The organism is Rhodoferax sp. GW822-FHT04A08, from assembly GCF_058801025.1.
The window spans coordinates 83,520-99,358 of sequence record NZ_JBXAMW010000005.1 but is presented as its reverse complement, the minus strand read 5'-3'; the positions used below and the strand labels follow the sequence as shown (position 1 = coordinate 99,358).

General features: G+C 61.9%; 16 protein-coding genes. 10 read left to right on the top strand and 6 right to left on the bottom strand.

Features of this window, described 5'->3' with window-relative positions; all coding sequences use genetic code 11:
- The first annotated feature begins 7 nt into the window (after positions 1–7).
- From AC1RMF_RS12045 to AC1RMF_RS12020, 6 genes are all read left to right on the top strand, one after another.
- Entirely contained in the window at positions 8–1,315 is a 1,308-nt protein-coding gene (locus AC1RMF_RS12045) for an NAD(P)/FAD-dependent oxidoreductase (RefSeq protein WP_493141677.1), read from the top strand.
- A gap of 24 nt (positions 1,316–1,339) precedes the next feature.
- Positions 1,340–1,564 (top strand): YgaP family membrane protein, encoded by a 225-nt coding sequence (locus AC1RMF_RS12040; RefSeq protein ID WP_342620582.1) that lies wholly within the window; start codon positions 1,340–1,342, stop codon positions 1,562–1,564.
- Between the two features lie 86 nt (positions 1,565–1,650).
- Positions 1,651–1,941, top strand: a complete 291-nt coding sequence (locus AC1RMF_RS12035) for a metal-sensing transcriptional repressor (protein ID WP_342620581.1) — start codon at positions 1,651–1,653, stop codon at positions 1,939–1,941.
- A gap of 112 nt (positions 1,942–2,053) precedes the next feature.
- Positions 2,054–3,160 carry an MBL fold metallo-hydrolase gene (locus AC1RMF_RS12030; protein WP_342620580.1) on the top strand — a complete coding sequence of 369 codons (1,107 nt, stop codon included), beginning with the start codon at positions 2,054–2,056 and terminating at the stop codon, positions 3,158–3,160.
- Positions 3,161–3,172: 12 nt separating this feature from the next.
- Complete coding sequence (locus AC1RMF_RS12025) at positions 3,173–3,940, top strand: type III pantothenate kinase (protein ID WP_342620579.1); 768 nt, start codon at positions 3,173–3,175, stop codon at positions 3,938–3,940.
- A gap of 84 nt (positions 3,941–4,024) precedes the next feature.
- On the top strand, positions 4,025–4,150 hold the full coding sequence (locus AC1RMF_RS12020) for a hypothetical protein (protein ID WP_342620578.1): 126 nt from the start codon (positions 4,025–4,027) through the stop codon (positions 4,148–4,150).
- Between the two features lie 15 nt (positions 4,151–4,165).
- Here the strand turns inward: AC1RMF_RS12020 and AC1RMF_RS12015 are convergent, their stop codons facing one another.
- Entirely contained in the window at positions 4,166–5,350 is a 1,185-nt protein-coding gene (locus tag AC1RMF_RS12015; RefSeq protein WP_342620577.1) for a M20 aminoacylase family protein, read from the bottom strand.
- A gap of 37 nt (positions 5,351–5,387) precedes the next feature.
- Here AC1RMF_RS12015 and AC1RMF_RS12010 point away from each other — a divergent pair, with 37 nt between their 5' ends.
- The 3 genes from AC1RMF_RS12010 (at position 5,388) to AC1RMF_RS12000 (ending at position 8,597) form a co-directional block, all read left to right on the top strand.
- Positions 5,388–7,472, top strand: a complete 2,085-nt coding sequence (locus AC1RMF_RS12010; RefSeq protein WP_493141673.1) for a molybdopterin-containing oxidoreductase family protein — start codon at positions 5,388–5,390, stop codon at positions 7,470–7,472.
- A gap of 64 nt (positions 7,473–7,536) precedes the next feature.
- On the top strand, positions 7,537–7,986 hold the full coding sequence (locus AC1RMF_RS12005) for a FecR family protein (RefSeq protein ID WP_493141671.1): 450 nt from the start codon (positions 7,537–7,539) through the stop codon (positions 7,984–7,986).
- An 11-nt stretch (positions 7,987–7,997) separates the two neighbouring features.
- Positions 7,998–8,597, top strand: coding sequence for an OmpA family protein (locus AC1RMF_RS12000; protein WP_493141669.1), 600 nt, complete (start codon positions 7,998–8,000; stop codon positions 8,595–8,597).
- Positions 8,598–8,619: 22 nt separating this feature from the next.
- Here the strand turns inward: AC1RMF_RS12000 and AC1RMF_RS11995 are convergent, their stop codons facing one another.
- Entirely contained in the window at positions 8,620–10,827 is a 2,208-nt protein-coding gene (locus AC1RMF_RS11995; protein ID WP_493141667.1) for a CHASE2 domain-containing protein, read from the bottom strand.
- Positions 10,828–10,879: 52 nt separating this feature from the next.
- Between AC1RMF_RS11995 and AC1RMF_RS11990 the strand changes: the two genes are divergently transcribed.
- Positions 10,880–12,253: a hypothetical protein gene (locus AC1RMF_RS11990; RefSeq protein ID WP_342620572.1), complete on the top strand. Its 1,374-nt coding sequence runs from the start codon at positions 10,880–10,882 to the stop codon at positions 12,251–12,253.
- Between the two features lie 4 nt (positions 12,254–12,257).
- Here the strand turns inward: AC1RMF_RS11990 and AC1RMF_RS11985 are convergent, their stop codons facing one another.
- The 4 genes from AC1RMF_RS11985 to AC1RMF_RS11970 all read right to left on the bottom strand — a co-directional run bounded on the left by AC1RMF_RS11985 (position 12,258) and on the right by AC1RMF_RS11970 (position 15,643).
- Positions 12,258–13,250, bottom strand: coding sequence for an LLM class flavin-dependent oxidoreductase (locus tag AC1RMF_RS11985; protein WP_342620571.1), 993 nt, complete (start codon positions 13,248–13,250; stop codon positions 12,258–12,260).
- 74 nt (positions 13,251–13,324) lie between these two features.
- The gene (locus AC1RMF_RS11980; protein ID WP_342620570.1) at positions 13,325–13,933 is read right to left on the bottom strand and encodes an EcsC family protein; all 609 of its coding nucleotides are present in this window, start codon (positions 13,931–13,933) and stop codon (positions 13,325–13,327) included.
- Positions 13,926–14,228 (bottom strand): single-stranded DNA-binding protein, encoded by a 303-nt coding sequence (locus AC1RMF_RS11975; RefSeq protein WP_342620569.1) that lies wholly within the window; start codon positions 14,226–14,228, stop codon positions 13,926–13,928. Before AC1RMF_RS11975 ends, AC1RMF_RS11980 begins: the two co-directional genes overlap by 8 nt.
- 44 nt (positions 14,229–14,272) lie before the next feature.
- Positions 14,273–15,643, bottom strand: coding sequence for a DUF3422 family protein (locus tag AC1RMF_RS11970; RefSeq protein WP_342620568.1), 1,371 nt, complete (start codon positions 15,641–15,643; stop codon positions 14,273–14,275).
- Positions 15,644–15,839 lie beyond the last annotated feature (196 nt).

Here is a 15,839-nt window from a genome sequence, read left to right as displayed (position 1 = left end):
CAACACCATGGCCCATATCGTGATCGTAGGCGCAGGCATAGGCGGCATTCCGGCCGCCTATGAAATCCGCGAGCTGCTCGGCAAGGAGCACCAAGTTACTGTCGTCAACGCGGTGGACTACTTCCAGTTTGTTCCCAGCAATCCGTGGCTTGCCGTGGGTTGGCGCCAGCGCGACGAAATCACGCTGCCCATCCGGCCTTACCTGGAACGCAAGGGCATAGGCTTTGTAGCCCAACCGGTCACTGCCATCCATGCCGCCGACAACCGGCTCACATTGGGCGACGGTGCCACCATGGACTACGACTACCTGGTCATCACCACCGGCCCCAAGCTGTCGTTCAGCGAAGTGCCTGGTGCGGGCCCGCTGTCGCATGGCGGCGGCGGCTTCACCCACTCGGTGTGCAGCGTGGACCACGCGCAGGCCTTCTGGGCGGACTATGAAAACTTCCTCAAGAATCCGGGCCCGGTGATCATTGGAGCCATGCCGGGCGCCAGCTGCTTCGGTCCGGCCTACGAATTCGCCTTCATCCTGGACACCGACCTGCGCCGGCGCAAACTGCGCAACAAGGTACCCATCACCTATGTGACCAGCGAACCCTACATCGGCCACCTGGGCCTGGGTGGCGTGGGCGACAGCAAGTCCATGCTGGAGTCCGAGATGCGCAACCGCGACATGAAGTGGATCACCAACGCCAAGACCACCAAGGTGGAGGAAGGCAAGATGTTTGTGACCCAGCTAGACGACCTGGGCAATGTCTACAAGGAGCACGAGCTGGGCTTCAAACTGTCCATGATGCTGCCAGCCTTCAAAGGCGTGGATGCCGTGGCGGCCGTGCCGGAATTGTGCAACCCGCGCGGCTTCGTGCTGATTGATGAATACCAGCGCAGCAAGGCCTACAAGAACATCTACTCGGCAGGTGTGTGCGTAGCCATCCCGCCGGTGGAAGTCACGCCAGTGGCCACGGGTACACCCAAGACCGGCTACATGATCGAGAGCATGGTAGGCGCCATTGCCCACAACATAGCGGCCGATCTGAGCGGCCAACCCGCCAATGCCAAGGGAACCTGGAACGCCATCTGCCTGGCCGATATGGGCGACATCGGTGCGGCCTTCGTGGCGCTACCGCAGATCCCGCCACGCAACGTGAACTGGTTCAAGAAAGGCAAATGGGTACATCTGGCCAAGATTGCCTTCGAAAAATATTTCATGCGCAAGATCCGCAAGGGAACCTCGGAGCCGGTGTACGAGAAATACGTGCTCAAGGCACTGGGCATTGTCCGTCTTGCCGACAAGGTTCCCCATCCCCATGTTTGACAACAACCCCCTTTGGAGAAACCCATGACCGTAGACCGCTACATCCATATTTTTGCCGGCAGCTTCATCCTGATCTCGCTGGCCCTGGGCGTGGACGCCAGCCCCTTGTTTGTTTCGCACTGGTGGCTGGCGTTTACCGCATTCGTCGGCGCCAACCTGTTCCAGTTCGGCATCACCAACTTTTGCCCCATGGGCTATTTCCTGAAAAAGCTGGGTGTGCCGGAATCCAACATGGCATGCCAGAAATAACCCGGTTTACCGTTCGCCCGCTCCAAACCGGGTGAACTGCTGGGAAAATGGAGCCATCAACTATGCACCCTTCGGAGAGTCGCGCCATGAGCGTTTTGCAGGATCAACAGGCCAGAACCGATGTACTCAACCGCCTTCGCCGCGCGGAGGGTCAGTTGCGTGGCATCCAGCGCATGGTGGAGGAAGGCGAGAACTGCCTGAAGATCGGCCAGCAGTTCTCTGCCGTGCGCAAGGCACTGGACAGCACCTACCTGCGCATGACCGTGTGCTTTCTGGAGCAGGAACTCAATGCCCGCATCCACCCGGACGCCGCGCAAAAAGCCGACCTGGACCACATGGTCAAGGACATGGAAACCTTGCTGGCACGTATCGGATAAGTCCGTCCAACCCCATCCCGACTACCCCAACCTAGGGTAAACCGCAGGTTCAATTGCATGGGCGCCAGCGTCAGGGCCAGCACAAGTGGCTACACTGCCAAGCAAATCCGCCATGCAACCCCTACAGCTTTTCGATCCCGCCTCCAGCACCTACACCTATGTGCTGTTTGATCCCGCCACGCGGGACGCGGTCATCATCGACCCGGTGGACGAGCAGATCGAACGTGACTTGGCCGTGTTGCGCGAGAACGACCTGCGTCTGCAATGGACCATCGAGACGCATGCGCATGCCGACCACATCACCAGCGCTTATCTGTTGGCCGAGCACGCGGGCGCCAAGACGGCAGCTCCAGCGGGCTGCGGCATTGCCACCGCATCCAAGCTGCTGGTTCACGGCGACACATTGGTCTTTGGCGGCGAGACACTGAAGGCGCTGCATACCCCGGGGCACACCCAGGGCAGCATGAGCTTTGTCTGGCGCGACCATGTGTTCACCGGTGACACACTGCTGATCAACGGCTGTGGCCGCACCGATTTCCAGTCGGGCAGCTCCGAGGCCATGTACCACAGCCTCACTCAGATTCTGTTTGCCCTGCCCGACGCCACCACCGTCTGGCCCGGCCACGATTACCAGGGACGTACCCACTCCAGCATCGGCCAAGAAAAGGCGCATAACGCCCGGGTCGCAGGTAAAACTTTGCAGGAATTCATTGCCATCATGGATGCACTCAACCTTCCCAAACCGCGACGCATAGACGAAGCCGTGCCCGCCAACCTCAGCTCCGGGGTGCGCCACGATGCCGACGCCGCCAATCTGGCCGTCAAGTCAGCCGAAGGCTATGCAGGCGACATCAGCAACACGCTGGCCTATGCCTGGTGGCAGGCCGGAGACGCCGTGCTAGTGGACGTGCGTACCGATGCCGAGCGCGAATGGGTCGGCCAGGTTCCGGGCGCAGTGTCTGTGGCCTGGAAACAATGGCCCGGTATGGCCATGAACGCCAACTTCGACGCCGAAATCAAGTCGGCAGCGGGCGGCAAGAAGGTGCTGCTCCTGTGCCGCAGCGGAGTCCGCTCGGTCGCAGCAGCCAAGCGGGCTACGGAACTGGGCCTACAGGCCTACAACATTCTGGAAGGTTTTGAAGGTGATCCGGATGCCGAGGCCCACCGTGGCAACAAAGGGGGCTGGCGCCGTGCCGGACTGCCCTGGCGTCAGGGTTAGGCCGGGCACACCATGACCTTTCTTGCACTGGATATCGGCAACACCCGCCTGAAATGGGCGCTGTATGACGCCCCCCGTAGCGACGCCAAGGTACTGGACCATGGCGCCGAGTTTCTGGAAAACATCGACAAGCTGGCCGAGGGCCCATGGAAGTCACTGGAGGCTCCACGCCACGTACTGGGCTGCGTGGTGGCCGGCGATGTGATACGACGCCGCGTCGAGGAGCAGATGGAAGCCTGGGACGTGGCGCCGCAGTGGGTGGTCGCCAGCGAGGCCGAAGCCGGCCTGCGCAATGGCTACGACCACCCCACCCGACTGGGCGCTGACCGCTGGGTCGCCATGATTGGTGCCTACCAGCACATGCGCCGCCAAGGCGCAAACCGCCCCATGGTGGTGGTCATGGTGGGTACGGCCGTGACGGTGGAAGCAGTGGATGCCAGCGGCAAGTTCCTGGGCGGCTTCATCCTGCCGGGCCACGGCATCATGCTGCGCGCCCTGGAATCCGGCACCGCCGGGCTGCACGTCCCCACGGGAGAGGTCAAACCTTTTCCCACCAACACCAGCGACGCCCTCACCAGCGGCGGCACCTACGCCATTGCCGGGGCGGTGGAATGCATGGTGCAGCACGTGCGCCAGCACTGCGGCGCCGAACCCAAATGCATCATGACCGGGGGTGCCGCCTGGAAGATGGCGCCCAGCATGACGCGCCCCTTCGAGCTGGTGGACAACCTGATTTTTGACGGCCTGCTGTACATAGGGCAAAAGCGTTTCGGCGGCTGAGCGGGCGGCGCTTGTGGAAACACGGGTTTGCAATTCCGGTTTAACGGTATAAACTGTATATACCGTTTAAAAGAGGAGAACGCCATGACCATCAAGACATTGCTGAAATGGGTCCACGCGTTGACCCACCATTACGCACTGCACCGGCCGGAACCCGTGGGCATGTACGCAGCCAGCTACCTGGAGCGCCAGGACTGGGACCACAAGTAGGGACCCCCCCGGGCCTCAGGCCAGCCAGGATTCGGCCAGCCGCACCCAGTAGCTTGCGCCCAAGGGAATCAGTTCGTCATTGAAGTCGTAACTGGGGTTGTGCAGCATGCACGGCCCCGCACCATGGCCGCTCTCGCGGTGGCCACCGTCGCCATTGCCCAGGAACACGTAGCAGCCCGGCTTTTCCATCAGCATGTAGGCAAAGTCTTCGGCGCCCATGGTGGGCTCCTGGGCGATGACACGCTCGGCCCCCACCAGCTCCGCCATCACGCCACGCGCAAAGTCGGCCTCGGCAGCGGAGTTGATGGTGGGCGGGTAGTTGCGGAAGAACTCGAACTCGCAGGTCAGACCAAACGCCTGGGCCGTGTGCTCAGCCACCACGCGCATGCGCTGCTCCAGCATGTCCAGCACGGCCAAGCTGAAGGTGCGCACGGTTCCTTCCAGCTCACAGCTGTCGGGAATCACGTTGGTGGCCTCGCCCGCATGGATCATGGTCACCGAGATCACGCCGGCCTCTATGGGTTTGAGGTTGCGACTGATGATGGTCTGGAAGGCCTGCACCATCTGCGCAGCCACCACCACCGGGTCGAGTGCGTTGTGCGGCATGGCGGCATGGCCGGCCTTGCCGCGTATGGTGATCTTGAATTCATTGCTGGAAGCCATCACCGGACCGGCGCTGACCGCAAACTGCCCTTGCTCCATGCCCGGCCAGTTGTGCATGCCGAAGACGGCCTGCATGGGAAAGCGCTCGAACAGCCCTTCCTTGATCATCTCGCGCGCGCCACCGCCCCCTTCTTCCGCGGGTTGGAATATCAGGTACACCGTTCCATCAAAGTTGCGATGCGTGGAAAAATGTTTGGCTGCGGCCAGCAGCATGGCGGTGTGACCGTCGTGGCCGCAGGCGTGCATCTTGCCCTGGTGCTGGCTGGCGTGGGCAAAGGTGTTGAACTCCTGCACTGGCAAGGCATCCATGTCGGCACGCAGACCGATGGCCCGGTCGCTGGTGCCGGCCTTGACGATGCCCACCACCCCGGTGGTACCCAGCCCCCGGTGGATAGGGATGCCCCACTCGGTGAGCTTGGCGGCCACCACGTCGGCGGTACGGACTTCCTGAAAACACAGTTCCGGGTGCGCATGCAGGTCCCGGCGTATGGCCGCCATCTCGGCCGCTGCGGAAACAATGGGTTCAATCAGCTTCATCCAAGCATTATGTCGCCGCCGCATTTACCATAGCGTCATGCACGTCTCTATCTCCCCCCCTCCCGCCCAAGGCCGGTTTGACGTCCTGGGCGCCTGCCCGCACGACTGCCCCGACACCTGCTCCCTGCGCACCACGGTGCAGGACGGCGTGGCCATCCAGGTCCACGGCAACGAGAACCACCCCCATACCGGCGGTGTGCTGTGTACCAAGGTGTCGCGTTACACCGAGCGCACCTACCACCCCGAACGCGTCCTCAAGCCGCTCAAGCGCAGCGGGCCCAAGGGCAGCGGTCAGTTCGTGGAAGTGGAGTGGGAAGAGGCCCTGGCCGACATCGCGGCACGCCTCAAGGCTGTGGCTGTACATACGCCGCAGGCAATCTTGCCCTACAGCTATGCCGGCACCATGGGGTGTGTGCAGGGTGAAAGCATGGCCGGGCGCTTCTTCAACAAGCTGGGGGCCGCCGAGCTGGAACGCACCATCTGCGCTTCAGCAGGCGGCGCGGCCCTGGTCCACACGCTGGGCGGCAAGCTGGGCACCCAGGTGCAGTTTTTTGCCGAGTCGCGCCTCATCCTGATCTGGGGCAGCAACTCCATTGCCAGCAACCTGCATTTCTGGCGCCATGTGCAGACGGCCAAGCGCAATGGCGCGCACATCATCTGCATAGACCCGCGCAAAACCGAGACCGCCGAGAAGTGCCATCAGCACATCGCCCTGCGTCCCGGCACCGACGCCGCACTGGCGCTGGCGCTGATGCATGAGCTGATCCGCAATGACTGGCTGGACCATGACTACATTGCCGGCTACACCGTGGGCTGGGACGCGCTACGGGAGCGTGCCCTGCAGTGGACGCCCGAACGCGCCGCCGAAGTCTGCGGCATCACGGTGCAGGAAATCACCGAGCTGGCACGTATCTACGGCGAAACTTGCAAGGCGGGTGAACCCGCCGCCATCCGCTTGAACTACGGTATGCAGCGCGTGCGTGGCGGCGGCAATGCCGTGCGCGTCGTGGCCTGTCTGCCTGCGCTCACAGGCGCCTGGCGCCACCGCGCCGGCGGCATGCTGCTGTCCTCCAGCGGAACCTTCCCCTATGACGACGATGCGTTGGAGCGCCCCGACCTGCGCACCGGCCCGGTTAAGCGCACCATCAACATGAGCACCATCGGTGATGCCCTGCTGCAGAAGGCGGACGACGGCGCCCCGCTGGTACAGGCCATGGTGGTCTACAACAGCAACCCCGTGGCCGTGGCTCCTGACTCGGTCAAGGTGGTCCAGGGCTTTGCCCGTGAAGACCTGTTCACCGTGGTGCTGGAACACTTTCGCACCGACACGGCCGACTACGCCGACTACATACTGCCCGCCACCACACAGCTGGAACACTGGGACATCCACGGCGGCTATGGCCATACCGATGTGCTGCTCAACCGCCCGGCCATTGCGCCGCTGGGACAGGCGCGCAGCAACACGCAGATATTCCGCGACCTGGCGCGGCACATGGGCTACACCGACGCCTGCTTTTCCGACGACGACCTGACGCTGGCCCGCAGTGCCTTCAAAGCGGGCGTGGATTTTGAAGAGCTGCTGCAAAAAGGCTTTACCACCTTGGCTGTGCCAGACGCGCCCTTTGCGCAGGGCGGATTTCGCACCCCATCGGGCAAGTGCGAGTTCTTCAGCCAGCGCCTGGCCGATGCCGGGCAGGACGGCCTACCCGACTACCTGCCCAACTACGAAGTGGCGCGCAGCGGCGACACCTATCCGCTGGCCATGATCTCGCCACCGGCACGCAATTTCCTCAACAGCAGCTTTGTCAACGTCAAAAGCCTGCGCGACATCGAAGGCCAGCCGCTGCTGGAAATCCATGCGGACGATGCGGCCGCGCGGGGTATCGCTTCCGGCGACACGGTGCGGGTATTCAACGCCCGGGGAACCTACCGTTGCGTCGCCAAGGTCAGTACGCGCGCACGGCCTGGCGTAGTCCACGGTCTGGGCGTATGGTGGCGCAAGCTGGGTATGGACGGCACCAATGTCAACGAGCTGACCAGCCAGCAATTGACCGATATGGGCCATGCACCCACTTTCTACGACTGTGCCGTAGAGGTGGAGCGTTCGGGGCTTGCGGTGTAAGATGTTTGTGCCGCCCTGTCGACCAAGGCGGGCCGCCTGTACCGGGCATTTTCTGGAGTCCGACATGAACATTCGTCCCATCGTTGCCTGCCTGTTGCTCACTGCGCTCACCGCGGCCTGGGCGGAAGATGCCGCCATCGGCTACGTCAAGACCCTGTCGGGGGAGGCAACCATCACCACCGGCAAGAACAAGGTCAACGCGCAGTTGGGCACGCCTTTGTTTCAGGGCAGTCAGCTCAAGACCGGGCACAAGAGCAGCTTGGGTGTGACATTCAAGGACGACACCGTCATGTCCTTTGGCGCAGATACCGAGCTGACGGTGGACGAGTACCTGTACGCGCCCAGCCAAGGCAAGCTCAAGCTGGGCAGCAGCCTGGCCAAGGGCAGCATGAACTACGTCTCCGGTGTGATCGCCAAGCTGCAGCCCGATGCGGTTTCGGTCAAGACGCCCACAGGGACCATTGGCGTACGCGGCACCCAGTTTGTGGTGAAGGTTGACGAGCCCGCACAATGAAGTGCGCGGCCATGTTTCGCAGCCTGCCTGCCCTGCTGAGTGCCTGCCTTCTGGCATCGTGCGCTTCGCCGCCGCCCCCCAAGGATCTTTCTTACGTCGCCCTGCTGGAAAGCCCGGATGGCACGGTGGGCAAAGTCGTCGTCAAAGGCTCCAAGGGTGAGCAGATCATCGATCAGGCGCGCTTTGGCGCTTTGCTGGACGGCTCGGCAGCGCCTGCTGCAGTCGACGAACAGACGCTGCAGCGGGACTTCGCCGAAGCCAGAGCGGCGCGGCCCGAGTTGCCGGTTCATTACATCCTCTATTTCGAAACCGGTGGTGCACAGCTGACACCGGAATCCCAGGCTCTGCTGCCACGGGTCGTGGATGCGGCCAGCAAGCGCAGTTCCGTGGACGTGTCTATCACCGGGCACTCGGATACGGTTGGCAAAGCCGAGGTGAATGAGGCCCTGTCGCTCAAGCGTGCCCAGGCGGTTGCCGAACTGATCAAGGCCCAGGGACTGAAAGCTGACCAGGTTTCCGTGGAGTCGCATGGCGAACGCAACCTGTTGATCCCCACACCGGACGAAACACCGGAGCCGCGCAACCGCCGGGTCGAAATCACCATCCGCTAAACGGCCCTGTCTGCCTGTCTACTCACTTCGCGCTCATCACAATCAGGTCGCCACGTTCACCGGCCAGCAGGCGCTCGTGGTGCAGCTTCACCAGCGGATCCTGCGGCCAGTCCTGCGCCAATTGGGCAAACAGGGCAAGGGCCTGCGCATCTTCTGCCGCCATGGCCTGGAACGCTGCGCGGTAGGCCTCCAGTGGAGCCCGCTGCACCACATCTTCCGTCACCGGTTCAAACACGGCCAGCGCCTTGCTTTTACCTTTGAGCACCAGGCGTCCGACCGGGCGCACCACGGCTTGCGGGTTATCTGCCAGGATCGCCTCGGAAATGCACATGCGCGTGCCCAGATGCTTGTTGACACTCTCCAGCCGTGCCGCCGTGTTGACCGCATCGCCCAGCGCGCGGTAGTCAAACATATGGCTGCCGCCGAAGTTACCCACGATCACTTCGCCGCTGTGCACGCCGATGCGGGTCTTGCCAAATGCCGAACCTTCCTTCTGCAGCCGGGTTGCGTACCGGTTGGCAAATGCGTCCATCTCCAGGGCACACGTCAGCGCGCGCACTCGGTGGTCGGCCTGGGGCACGGGAGCGGAGAACATGATGGCCACCGCATCACCGACGATGCGGTCCAGGGTGCCGTCAAAGCGAAAGGCAATCGCAATCATCTCGTCCAGATAGGCGTTGAGCAGACTCACCGCCTGCGCCGGATCCACACCCTCCATCAAAGAGGTGAAACCGGCAAGATCGGTAAAGATGAAGCTGCAGGTCTGGCGCTGGCCACCCAAGGCCATGCCATCCGGGTTTTCGACCAGATAGGCCACGCGGTTGGGTGAGACGTAGCGCGAGAAGGCATCCTTGATCCAGCGCTGTTCGCGCTCGCTGCTGAAGTGGTGCCACAGACTGCAGATGATGTAGGTCAGGAGCACTGCCAGTGCCGGGGTCGCTGCATCCAGCAACAAGCCCTGGGACACAAAGGCCCACCATGCGCCGCCCACGATGGCACCCAGCAACGCCACGCTGGCGCTGGCCGCCACCAGTGCGCGCGTGCGCATGGCCAACAGCCCGGCCATCAGGCCACTGATCATCAGCACCAGGCTCTCCAGCCCGCGTGCCCAACTGGGCCGCTCCAGGAAGTGTCCAGTCAACGCCTGCTCCAGCCCTTGTGCATGGGCCTCCACGCCGGGCATCAAGCCCATGGGACTGAAGCGCAAATCCATCAACCCCTGGGCTGAGCTGCCCACCAATACGATGTGCCCTGCCAACTGCTCTGGCGGAACCTGTCCGGCCAAAACCTTCCAGGCCGACACATAGCGCTCCTTGACCGGCCTGGTGTAGTGCACCCACATTTCGCCGTGCGGCGTAGTCGGCACGATCAAATCACCAATGCGTAGCTCCGACAGGCCACTGTTCTGGCCGGCACTCTTGAGCACCACATTCTTGGCGCCCTGGGCCACGCGTAACGACTCTCCCACCAGACTGCCCACCGGTGTGCCGTCGATCTGGAATACCAGCGGCACCCGACGCACCACGCCATCGCCATCCGGTACAAAAGTCAAAGCGCCATTGCCCTTGGCCACCTTCTCGAAGAGTGGCAGGGACGTAACGGCCGAATCAAAGGCATGCAACCATTCTGGCTGTGGCTCTCCGGAATAGATGAAACGGGACTTCTGCTCGGGCAGCACTTGCGAGAGAGGCGCGTACTTTTCCGACGCACTCTTTTTGCTGGCAATCTTGTTGCGCAGCATGGCAAAACCCAGCACCGCATCGCCTTTTTCCAGGCTGTGCGCAAAGACCTCATCATGGTCAGGCAGGGCCAGAACGTTGGCCCGCTGCTGCCCCTGAAGCTTCCACAGATCAGCCGCCACTTTGGGTGAAGTGCGATCCGGTTCAGAAAAAATCACGTCAAACCCGACGGCTGCCGCGCCCGCTGCACCCAAGGTATCCAGCAATTGGGCCAGGCGCGTGCGCGGCCACGGCCATTGCCCCAATTGCGCCAGGCTTTCATCGTCTATGTCCACCACCCGCACCGGAGCCGGCTGGTATTCGCGCGGATGCCAACGCTGAAACTGATCAAACTGGTTATTGCGTAGCGCCTGCTGCCAGCGTGTATCCATGACCATCAAGGCCAGCCCCAGCAACACTGGCAACATGGGCAAGAGCAATGCCCACGGCGAGCCAGCCTTCTTTTCCATGGTCGAAACCCCCTCTTGCGGCATGCTGTTTGTCAGCGGCATACGATACCATTCCGCACCGGAGTACAGGCCGAAATTCAAGGGTGAGAACAATATGAAGATCGCAAATATCAACCGCTTTATCCAATACCTGCGAACGGCATTCGACGCCTTGCAGGTAGAGATTGCGATGGAACAAATAGAGCAGATCGCCATGGTGGTGCACAGCGCCATGGAGAGTTCCAGGCGCCGCTACCACTGCTCCGACCATGCGCTCTACATGTGCGAAGGCATGGCCCCCAGACAGGTGCTGGCCGCCGTTTTCCACGACATCGTCTATTACCAGTTGGATGACGGCTTTCCCGCGCGGGTAACACACTTGCTCAACCCGCTTGTGGGTCGCCAGGGAAACGATCTGATCCTGCGTAAGACCGCGGGTGACGATCCGGACATGCAACTGTGCCTTGAGATATTTGACTTCATCCCCGGCCAGACATTGCCGCTGTTTCGCGGCATGAATGAATTCATGAGCGCCGCAGTCGCGGTGCGCATGTTGCAACCCTTCCTGGCCCCGGCTGACCTGATCGCCGTAGTGGCTTGCATTGAAGCAACGATCCCCTTTCGCGCACCCGAACCGGATGGTCGCGACAACATCCAGGTACTTGCAGAACGGGTGCGGCAACAGGGCATCAAGCGCCTGGGATTGACAGACGGCCCCGCACTCGACGCTTTTGTGGATGCCACCATGGTGGGAGCAATCCAGATCACCAACCGCGATGTGGCCAGCTTCGCGGAGCCCAACCCGGGGCGATTCGTTTCCGGCACCTGGCTTCTGATCGAGGAATCCAATGCGCCGCTGTCGGCCGTTGGCGTCTACACCTTGCAGGACTATCGTGAAGCGCTTTCGCGCATGCACAACTTCCTCGAAAGCCTGCAGGCCCCCCGCGTCTTCCACCAATATGCCAACTTTCCATCGGCTGCCGAATATGCCGAGATGACGGCAGCAGCAGCTGCCAACATCGCATTTACCGTGGCCTTTCTGCGTCTGAAGATCCTGTCCATCGTGATCATCGAGGCCATGGCCCGCGACACCGGAGGCAACTGCCCGGTGTCCATGTTCCTGGGTGATATCCGTTCCAACGCGGGCATGCCCGAGCGGGTGGAAGACTATCTGCCGCAGGGCCCATCGCCTGCCGGGCTGGATGCGCAACTGCTGCAAATGCTGGAGAAAGGCCGGCCGGAAGACGCCAGCAACGATCTGGCGGTTTCCCCTCTGACTGCCTTCATCTACCGCAGCCTGGGACCGCAAGGGTGCGACGCGGCGCTGGCGGCTAGCCGACGCATGCTGATCGGCGAGATGAGTACCCGCGACTTTCTGATGACGCTGAATCCCTCCATGCTGCGCACCATCATCGATGCCTGTGCACGCATTGCCATATCGCGTAAGGACCGGCTCAACCAGTTGCGTGCAGCGCTGGCAGACGGTTAGTCCTTCAGGCCGCCAGGGCGGCAGCGGCAATGTCCAGGCTGCGCAGCCGCATGGCGGGGTCGAACACATCACAGACCAGCATCAGTTCGTCGGCCTCGGTCACTTCGGCGATTCTCTTCATATGTTGGGCCACGGTGGCCGGGCCGCCGATGACGGCCATGGCCAGGAAATCGGCAATGGCTGCGCGCTCCTGCGCATCACGCGACTCCAGGTAACCCGCAACGGGCGGCTGCAACGCGCGTCGCTCACCCCTCACGATGCCTGAGACCCGTTGAAATATGCTGCTGGCCAGGAACTGGGCCTCGTCGTCGGTCGGTGCTGCCACCAGGGGCACGCCGACTATCACGCGTGGCTTGGGCCAATCAGCTGATGGCACGTAGCTGCTGCGGTACAACTCCAGCGCCTGCATCAGCATGCGTGGCGCAAAGTGCGAGGCAAAGGCATAAGGCAGTCCACGCGAGGCAGCCAGTTGCGCTGAAAACAGACTGGAGCCCAGCAGCCAGATCGGCACATGCGAGCCCGCACCGGGCGAAGCGACAACGCGCTGGCCCGCCACCGGCTCGCCCAGCAACTGCTGCAGCTCGGCCACTTCACGCGGAAAGTCTTCTTCGGTCTCGACGCGATTGCGGCGCAGGGCTCGCATGGTGACCTGATCGGTTCCGGGTGCACGTCCCAGGCCCAGATCTATGCGACCAGGGTACAGGGCTTCCAAAGTTCCGAAGGCTTCTGCCACTACCAGCGGCGCATGGTTGGGCAACATGATGCCGCCGGAACCTACGCGGATACGCTCAGTCCCCGCAGCGATATGCCCCACCAGTACCGCAGTGGAGGAGCAGGCCAGACCAGGCATGTTGTGGTGCTCCGCCAGCCAGTAACGGGTAAAACCGAGTCGCTCGGCATGCTGTGCGGTTTGCAGGGAAATGGCAATGGCATCGGATACGCTGGAGCCCTCGCGGACGGCCACCAGATCGAGCATGGAAAGCGTGGTTTTGGACATGCGCCCATTATCTGCAGGCACTGCCTAGCATGCAGCCGCGCCAGTAATGCCCTCACTGGGGGGAAGAAGTGATGCTACTCGGCCTCAGCTGCGCTTGCTGCCGCAAACAATTCCATGGCGCTCTCGGCGACACGGCGCGTGTCGTAATAGGCATAGGCGCCAACCCCCACGGCCCCCAGGAACGGGACTAAGCGTGAAGCACCGGTCGCCAGCATCTTTTCGCTCAGGCGCTGCCCAATTCGCCGGGCAATGGCCTGTATCACTGCGCCGGATGCCTGGCGAATCAGCCAGCGCTCACCGGCCCGCACCACCAGATCGCGCACGGCCTGTGCGGCGCTGTGCTTGAACAGGCAATACAGCATGTGCTCTCGGGTCAAGGTCGCGCTCTGCCCATACACCGCGGCAATGTCGCTGACCAGTTGCGACTGGATCTTCCAAACCGCCAGCAAGTCAGGCAACAGCGTCACCAATCCGAAGGGGCCTGGCGCCAAAGCCAGAGAGCCCGACGTCATGGCTGCCTTTTGTGCAGCCTGTCGCGTCAGCTCCAACGCTGCCTGCTGCGCTTGCGTCGCCGGATGCTCAGAACTGGGCGGAACCCGGCCTGCGATGTCCAGCACCAATCGCGCAAGGGTGTGAGAAATGCCGTCGCCCTCAGGCGCGGAGATGATGGATGAGCTAGTCATGTGCATGCACAGCCAGTGCACGGCTGGCCACCATATCGAGTGCGGCGCGACTCACACCCTGCTTGTCAACCCACACCTTGGGACTCAGGCTGCCGGCCAGTGACACCGCATCACCATCCCGCAACGCCAGCAGGTCCTTGCATACCTGGGCATCAAAAGCAATCACATTGACAATGACCAGGTCAGGCTGTGTCCCTTGCGCGCGCACCTTGGCCACCACGAAGATGCTGTTGCTCTTGCCCATGCGCTTCTCGGGGTCGCCCCAGATATTGCCCGCCACCAATCCTTCAATCACTTCAGCTCCTGTGCGTCAAGCAACTTGTTTGTCAGGGCACTAGCTTACCGCGATGGAGGATGGCCTGCCTTGGGTTCATCTTTCTGGGTGAGCATCACAACACTTTTGTGGATGCGCCGCGTCGCACTCCATACGCCCCACAGCACTACAGGAATCAAAGCCCCCACTGCCAACTCAGGGTTCACCGGCACGCCGCCGGCCTTGAGCGCCTTGGCACCGTATAGCAACAGACTGATCACGTAATACGAGATGGCAGCAATCGACAGTCCTTCCACCGTGGTTTGCAGATGCAGCTGCAGTTCCTGCCCACGCGTCAGCTTGGCCAGCAACTGCTGGTTCTGCAGCTCCGCCGCAATATCCACACGGGTGCGCAGCAGACTGCTGGCACGCGCCACGCGCTCGGACAGGGACGTCAGTCGCTGGGCCGTTGCCGCAACGGTTGCCATGGCAGGAGACAGGCGGCGCTGCATGAACTCGCCGATGGTCTGCATTCCCGAAAAGGGCTTTTCACGCAGCTCGACAATACGCTGCGCTACCAGAGCCTGGTAGGCACGGGTTGCAGAAAAACGGTACATATGGGTTGCGGTAGTCCGCTCCACGCGCGCAGACAAAGATACCAGCGTATCAAGCAGTTCCTGATCGGCTGCAGACTTGTTCTCCAGGCTAGTGGTGATATCCGCCAACTCGCGTTCCGATTGGTGCAGCATGGGTCCCAGCTCTTTGACCAGCGGCAATCCCCGCAATGCCATGAGGCGGTAGGTTTCCAATTCCAGCAGACGCTGGGATACGCGCCCAGCGCGCGTCTGCGAAGTGTTCTGCGGCGCAATTACCAGGATGTGCTCAAAGCCATCCGGGCGCAGCATGAAATCGGTGACAGCACAGGAGTGGCCATTGCTACCCATCAAGGAAGCCACCAAGGGATATTCGCCAAACCATTGTTGCGCCTGGACCATGGTCCCCGTCGCGTCGTTCAGATCGCCGTGCAGCATCACCAACCGGATTGCCGCGATGGTGCGCCCCGGGATGGATTGCAGCCAATGCGGTGGCAGTCTGACCAGGTCCATCAAGTCTGCACGACTGCCGTTTTCCAAAGCCAGGGACGGTGTGGGATAGACCAGCGAATAGCGGGTGAATTCACTATGGCGCTCCCACTTCAGCGTGTAACCATCGAGATGCAGGCGCATGAAGTTGCCATGCATCTGATCGGGCTCCAGGCTCTGCTGACCGGGTAGCAAACGCAGGTGTTCACACTCCTGTTCGCGGGTCACGCCTTCGTTGAATACTGCCACATACAACACCAGTGCCGGCATGGAAATACTGGCCTGTGGCCGCGCATGGACTTCGTTATGCAAGGTGCGTCGCAATGCATCTTCGACGGGGAGATAAATGGAGTCGGCGGAGGGTGTGGTTGTCATGGCAGTGTCTGTTTATGTTGGGCCAATTTACCGCAGATTGGACAGGCACTCCACTATCGGCCCGTTTGAATATTCGACACAACCCGTCATGCCCATATGCTCAAAAAATGGGAGCATTTCACAAAACTATTAAAATAGCCCCTGCCACGCATGGCTGCTCACTGCAGGTGCGGGTATTTATATCAGTCAATTTAGG

Excerpts from the sequence above, each read along its gene's own strand:
- AC1RMF_RS12045 (WP_493141677.1), top strand. The coding sequence starts at position 8 with ATGGCCCATATCGTGATCGTAGGCGCAGGCATAGGCGGCATTCCGGCC.
- AC1RMF_RS12040 (WP_342620582.1), top strand. The coding sequence starts at position 1,340 with ATGACCGTAGACCGCTACATCCATATTTTTGCCGGCAGCTTCATCCTG.
- AC1RMF_RS12035 (WP_342620581.1), top strand. The coding sequence starts at position 1,651 with ATGAGCGTTTTGCAGGATCAACAGGCCAGAACCGATGTACTCAACCGC.
- AC1RMF_RS12030 (WP_342620580.1), top strand. The coding sequence starts at position 2,054 with ATGCAACCCCTACAGCTTTTCGATCCCGCCTCCAGCACCTACACCTAT.
- AC1RMF_RS12025 (WP_342620579.1), top strand. The coding sequence starts at position 3,173 with ATGACCTTTCTTGCACTGGATATCGGCAACACCCGCCTGAAATGGGCG.
- AC1RMF_RS12020 (WP_342620578.1), top strand. The coding sequence starts at position 4,025 with ATGACCATCAAGACATTGCTGAAATGGGTCCACGCGTTGACCCACCAT.
- AC1RMF_RS12015 (WP_342620577.1), bottom strand. The coding sequence starts at position 5,350 with ATGAAGCTGATTGAACCCATTGTTTCCGCAGCGGCCGAGATGGCGGCC.
- AC1RMF_RS12010 (WP_493141673.1), top strand. The coding sequence starts at position 5,388 with ATGCACGTCTCTATCTCCCCCCCTCCCGCCCAAGGCCGGTTTGACGTC.
- AC1RMF_RS12005 (WP_493141671.1), top strand. The coding sequence starts at position 7,537 with ATGAACATTCGTCCCATCGTTGCCTGCCTGTTGCTCACTGCGCTCACC.
- AC1RMF_RS12000 (WP_493141669.1), top strand. The coding sequence starts at position 7,998 with ATGTTTCGCAGCCTGCCTGCCCTGCTGAGTGCCTGCCTTCTGGCATCG.
- AC1RMF_RS11995 (WP_493141667.1), bottom strand. The coding sequence starts at position 10,827 with ATGCCGCTGACAAACAGCATGCCGCAAGAGGGGGTTTCGACCATGGAA.
- AC1RMF_RS11990 (WP_342620572.1), top strand. The coding sequence starts at position 10,880 with ATGAAGATCGCAAATATCAACCGCTTTATCCAATACCTGCGAACGGCA.
- AC1RMF_RS11985 (WP_342620571.1), bottom strand. The coding sequence starts at position 13,250 with ATGTCCAAAACCACGCTTTCCATGCTCGATCTGGTGGCCGTCCGCGAG.
- AC1RMF_RS11980 (WP_342620570.1), bottom strand. The coding sequence starts at position 13,933 with ATGACTAGCTCATCCATCATCTCCGCGCCTGAGGGCGACGGCATTTCT.
- AC1RMF_RS11970 (WP_342620568.1), bottom strand. The coding sequence starts at position 15,643 with ATGACAACCACACCCTCCGCCGACTCCATTTATCTCCCCGTCGAAGAT.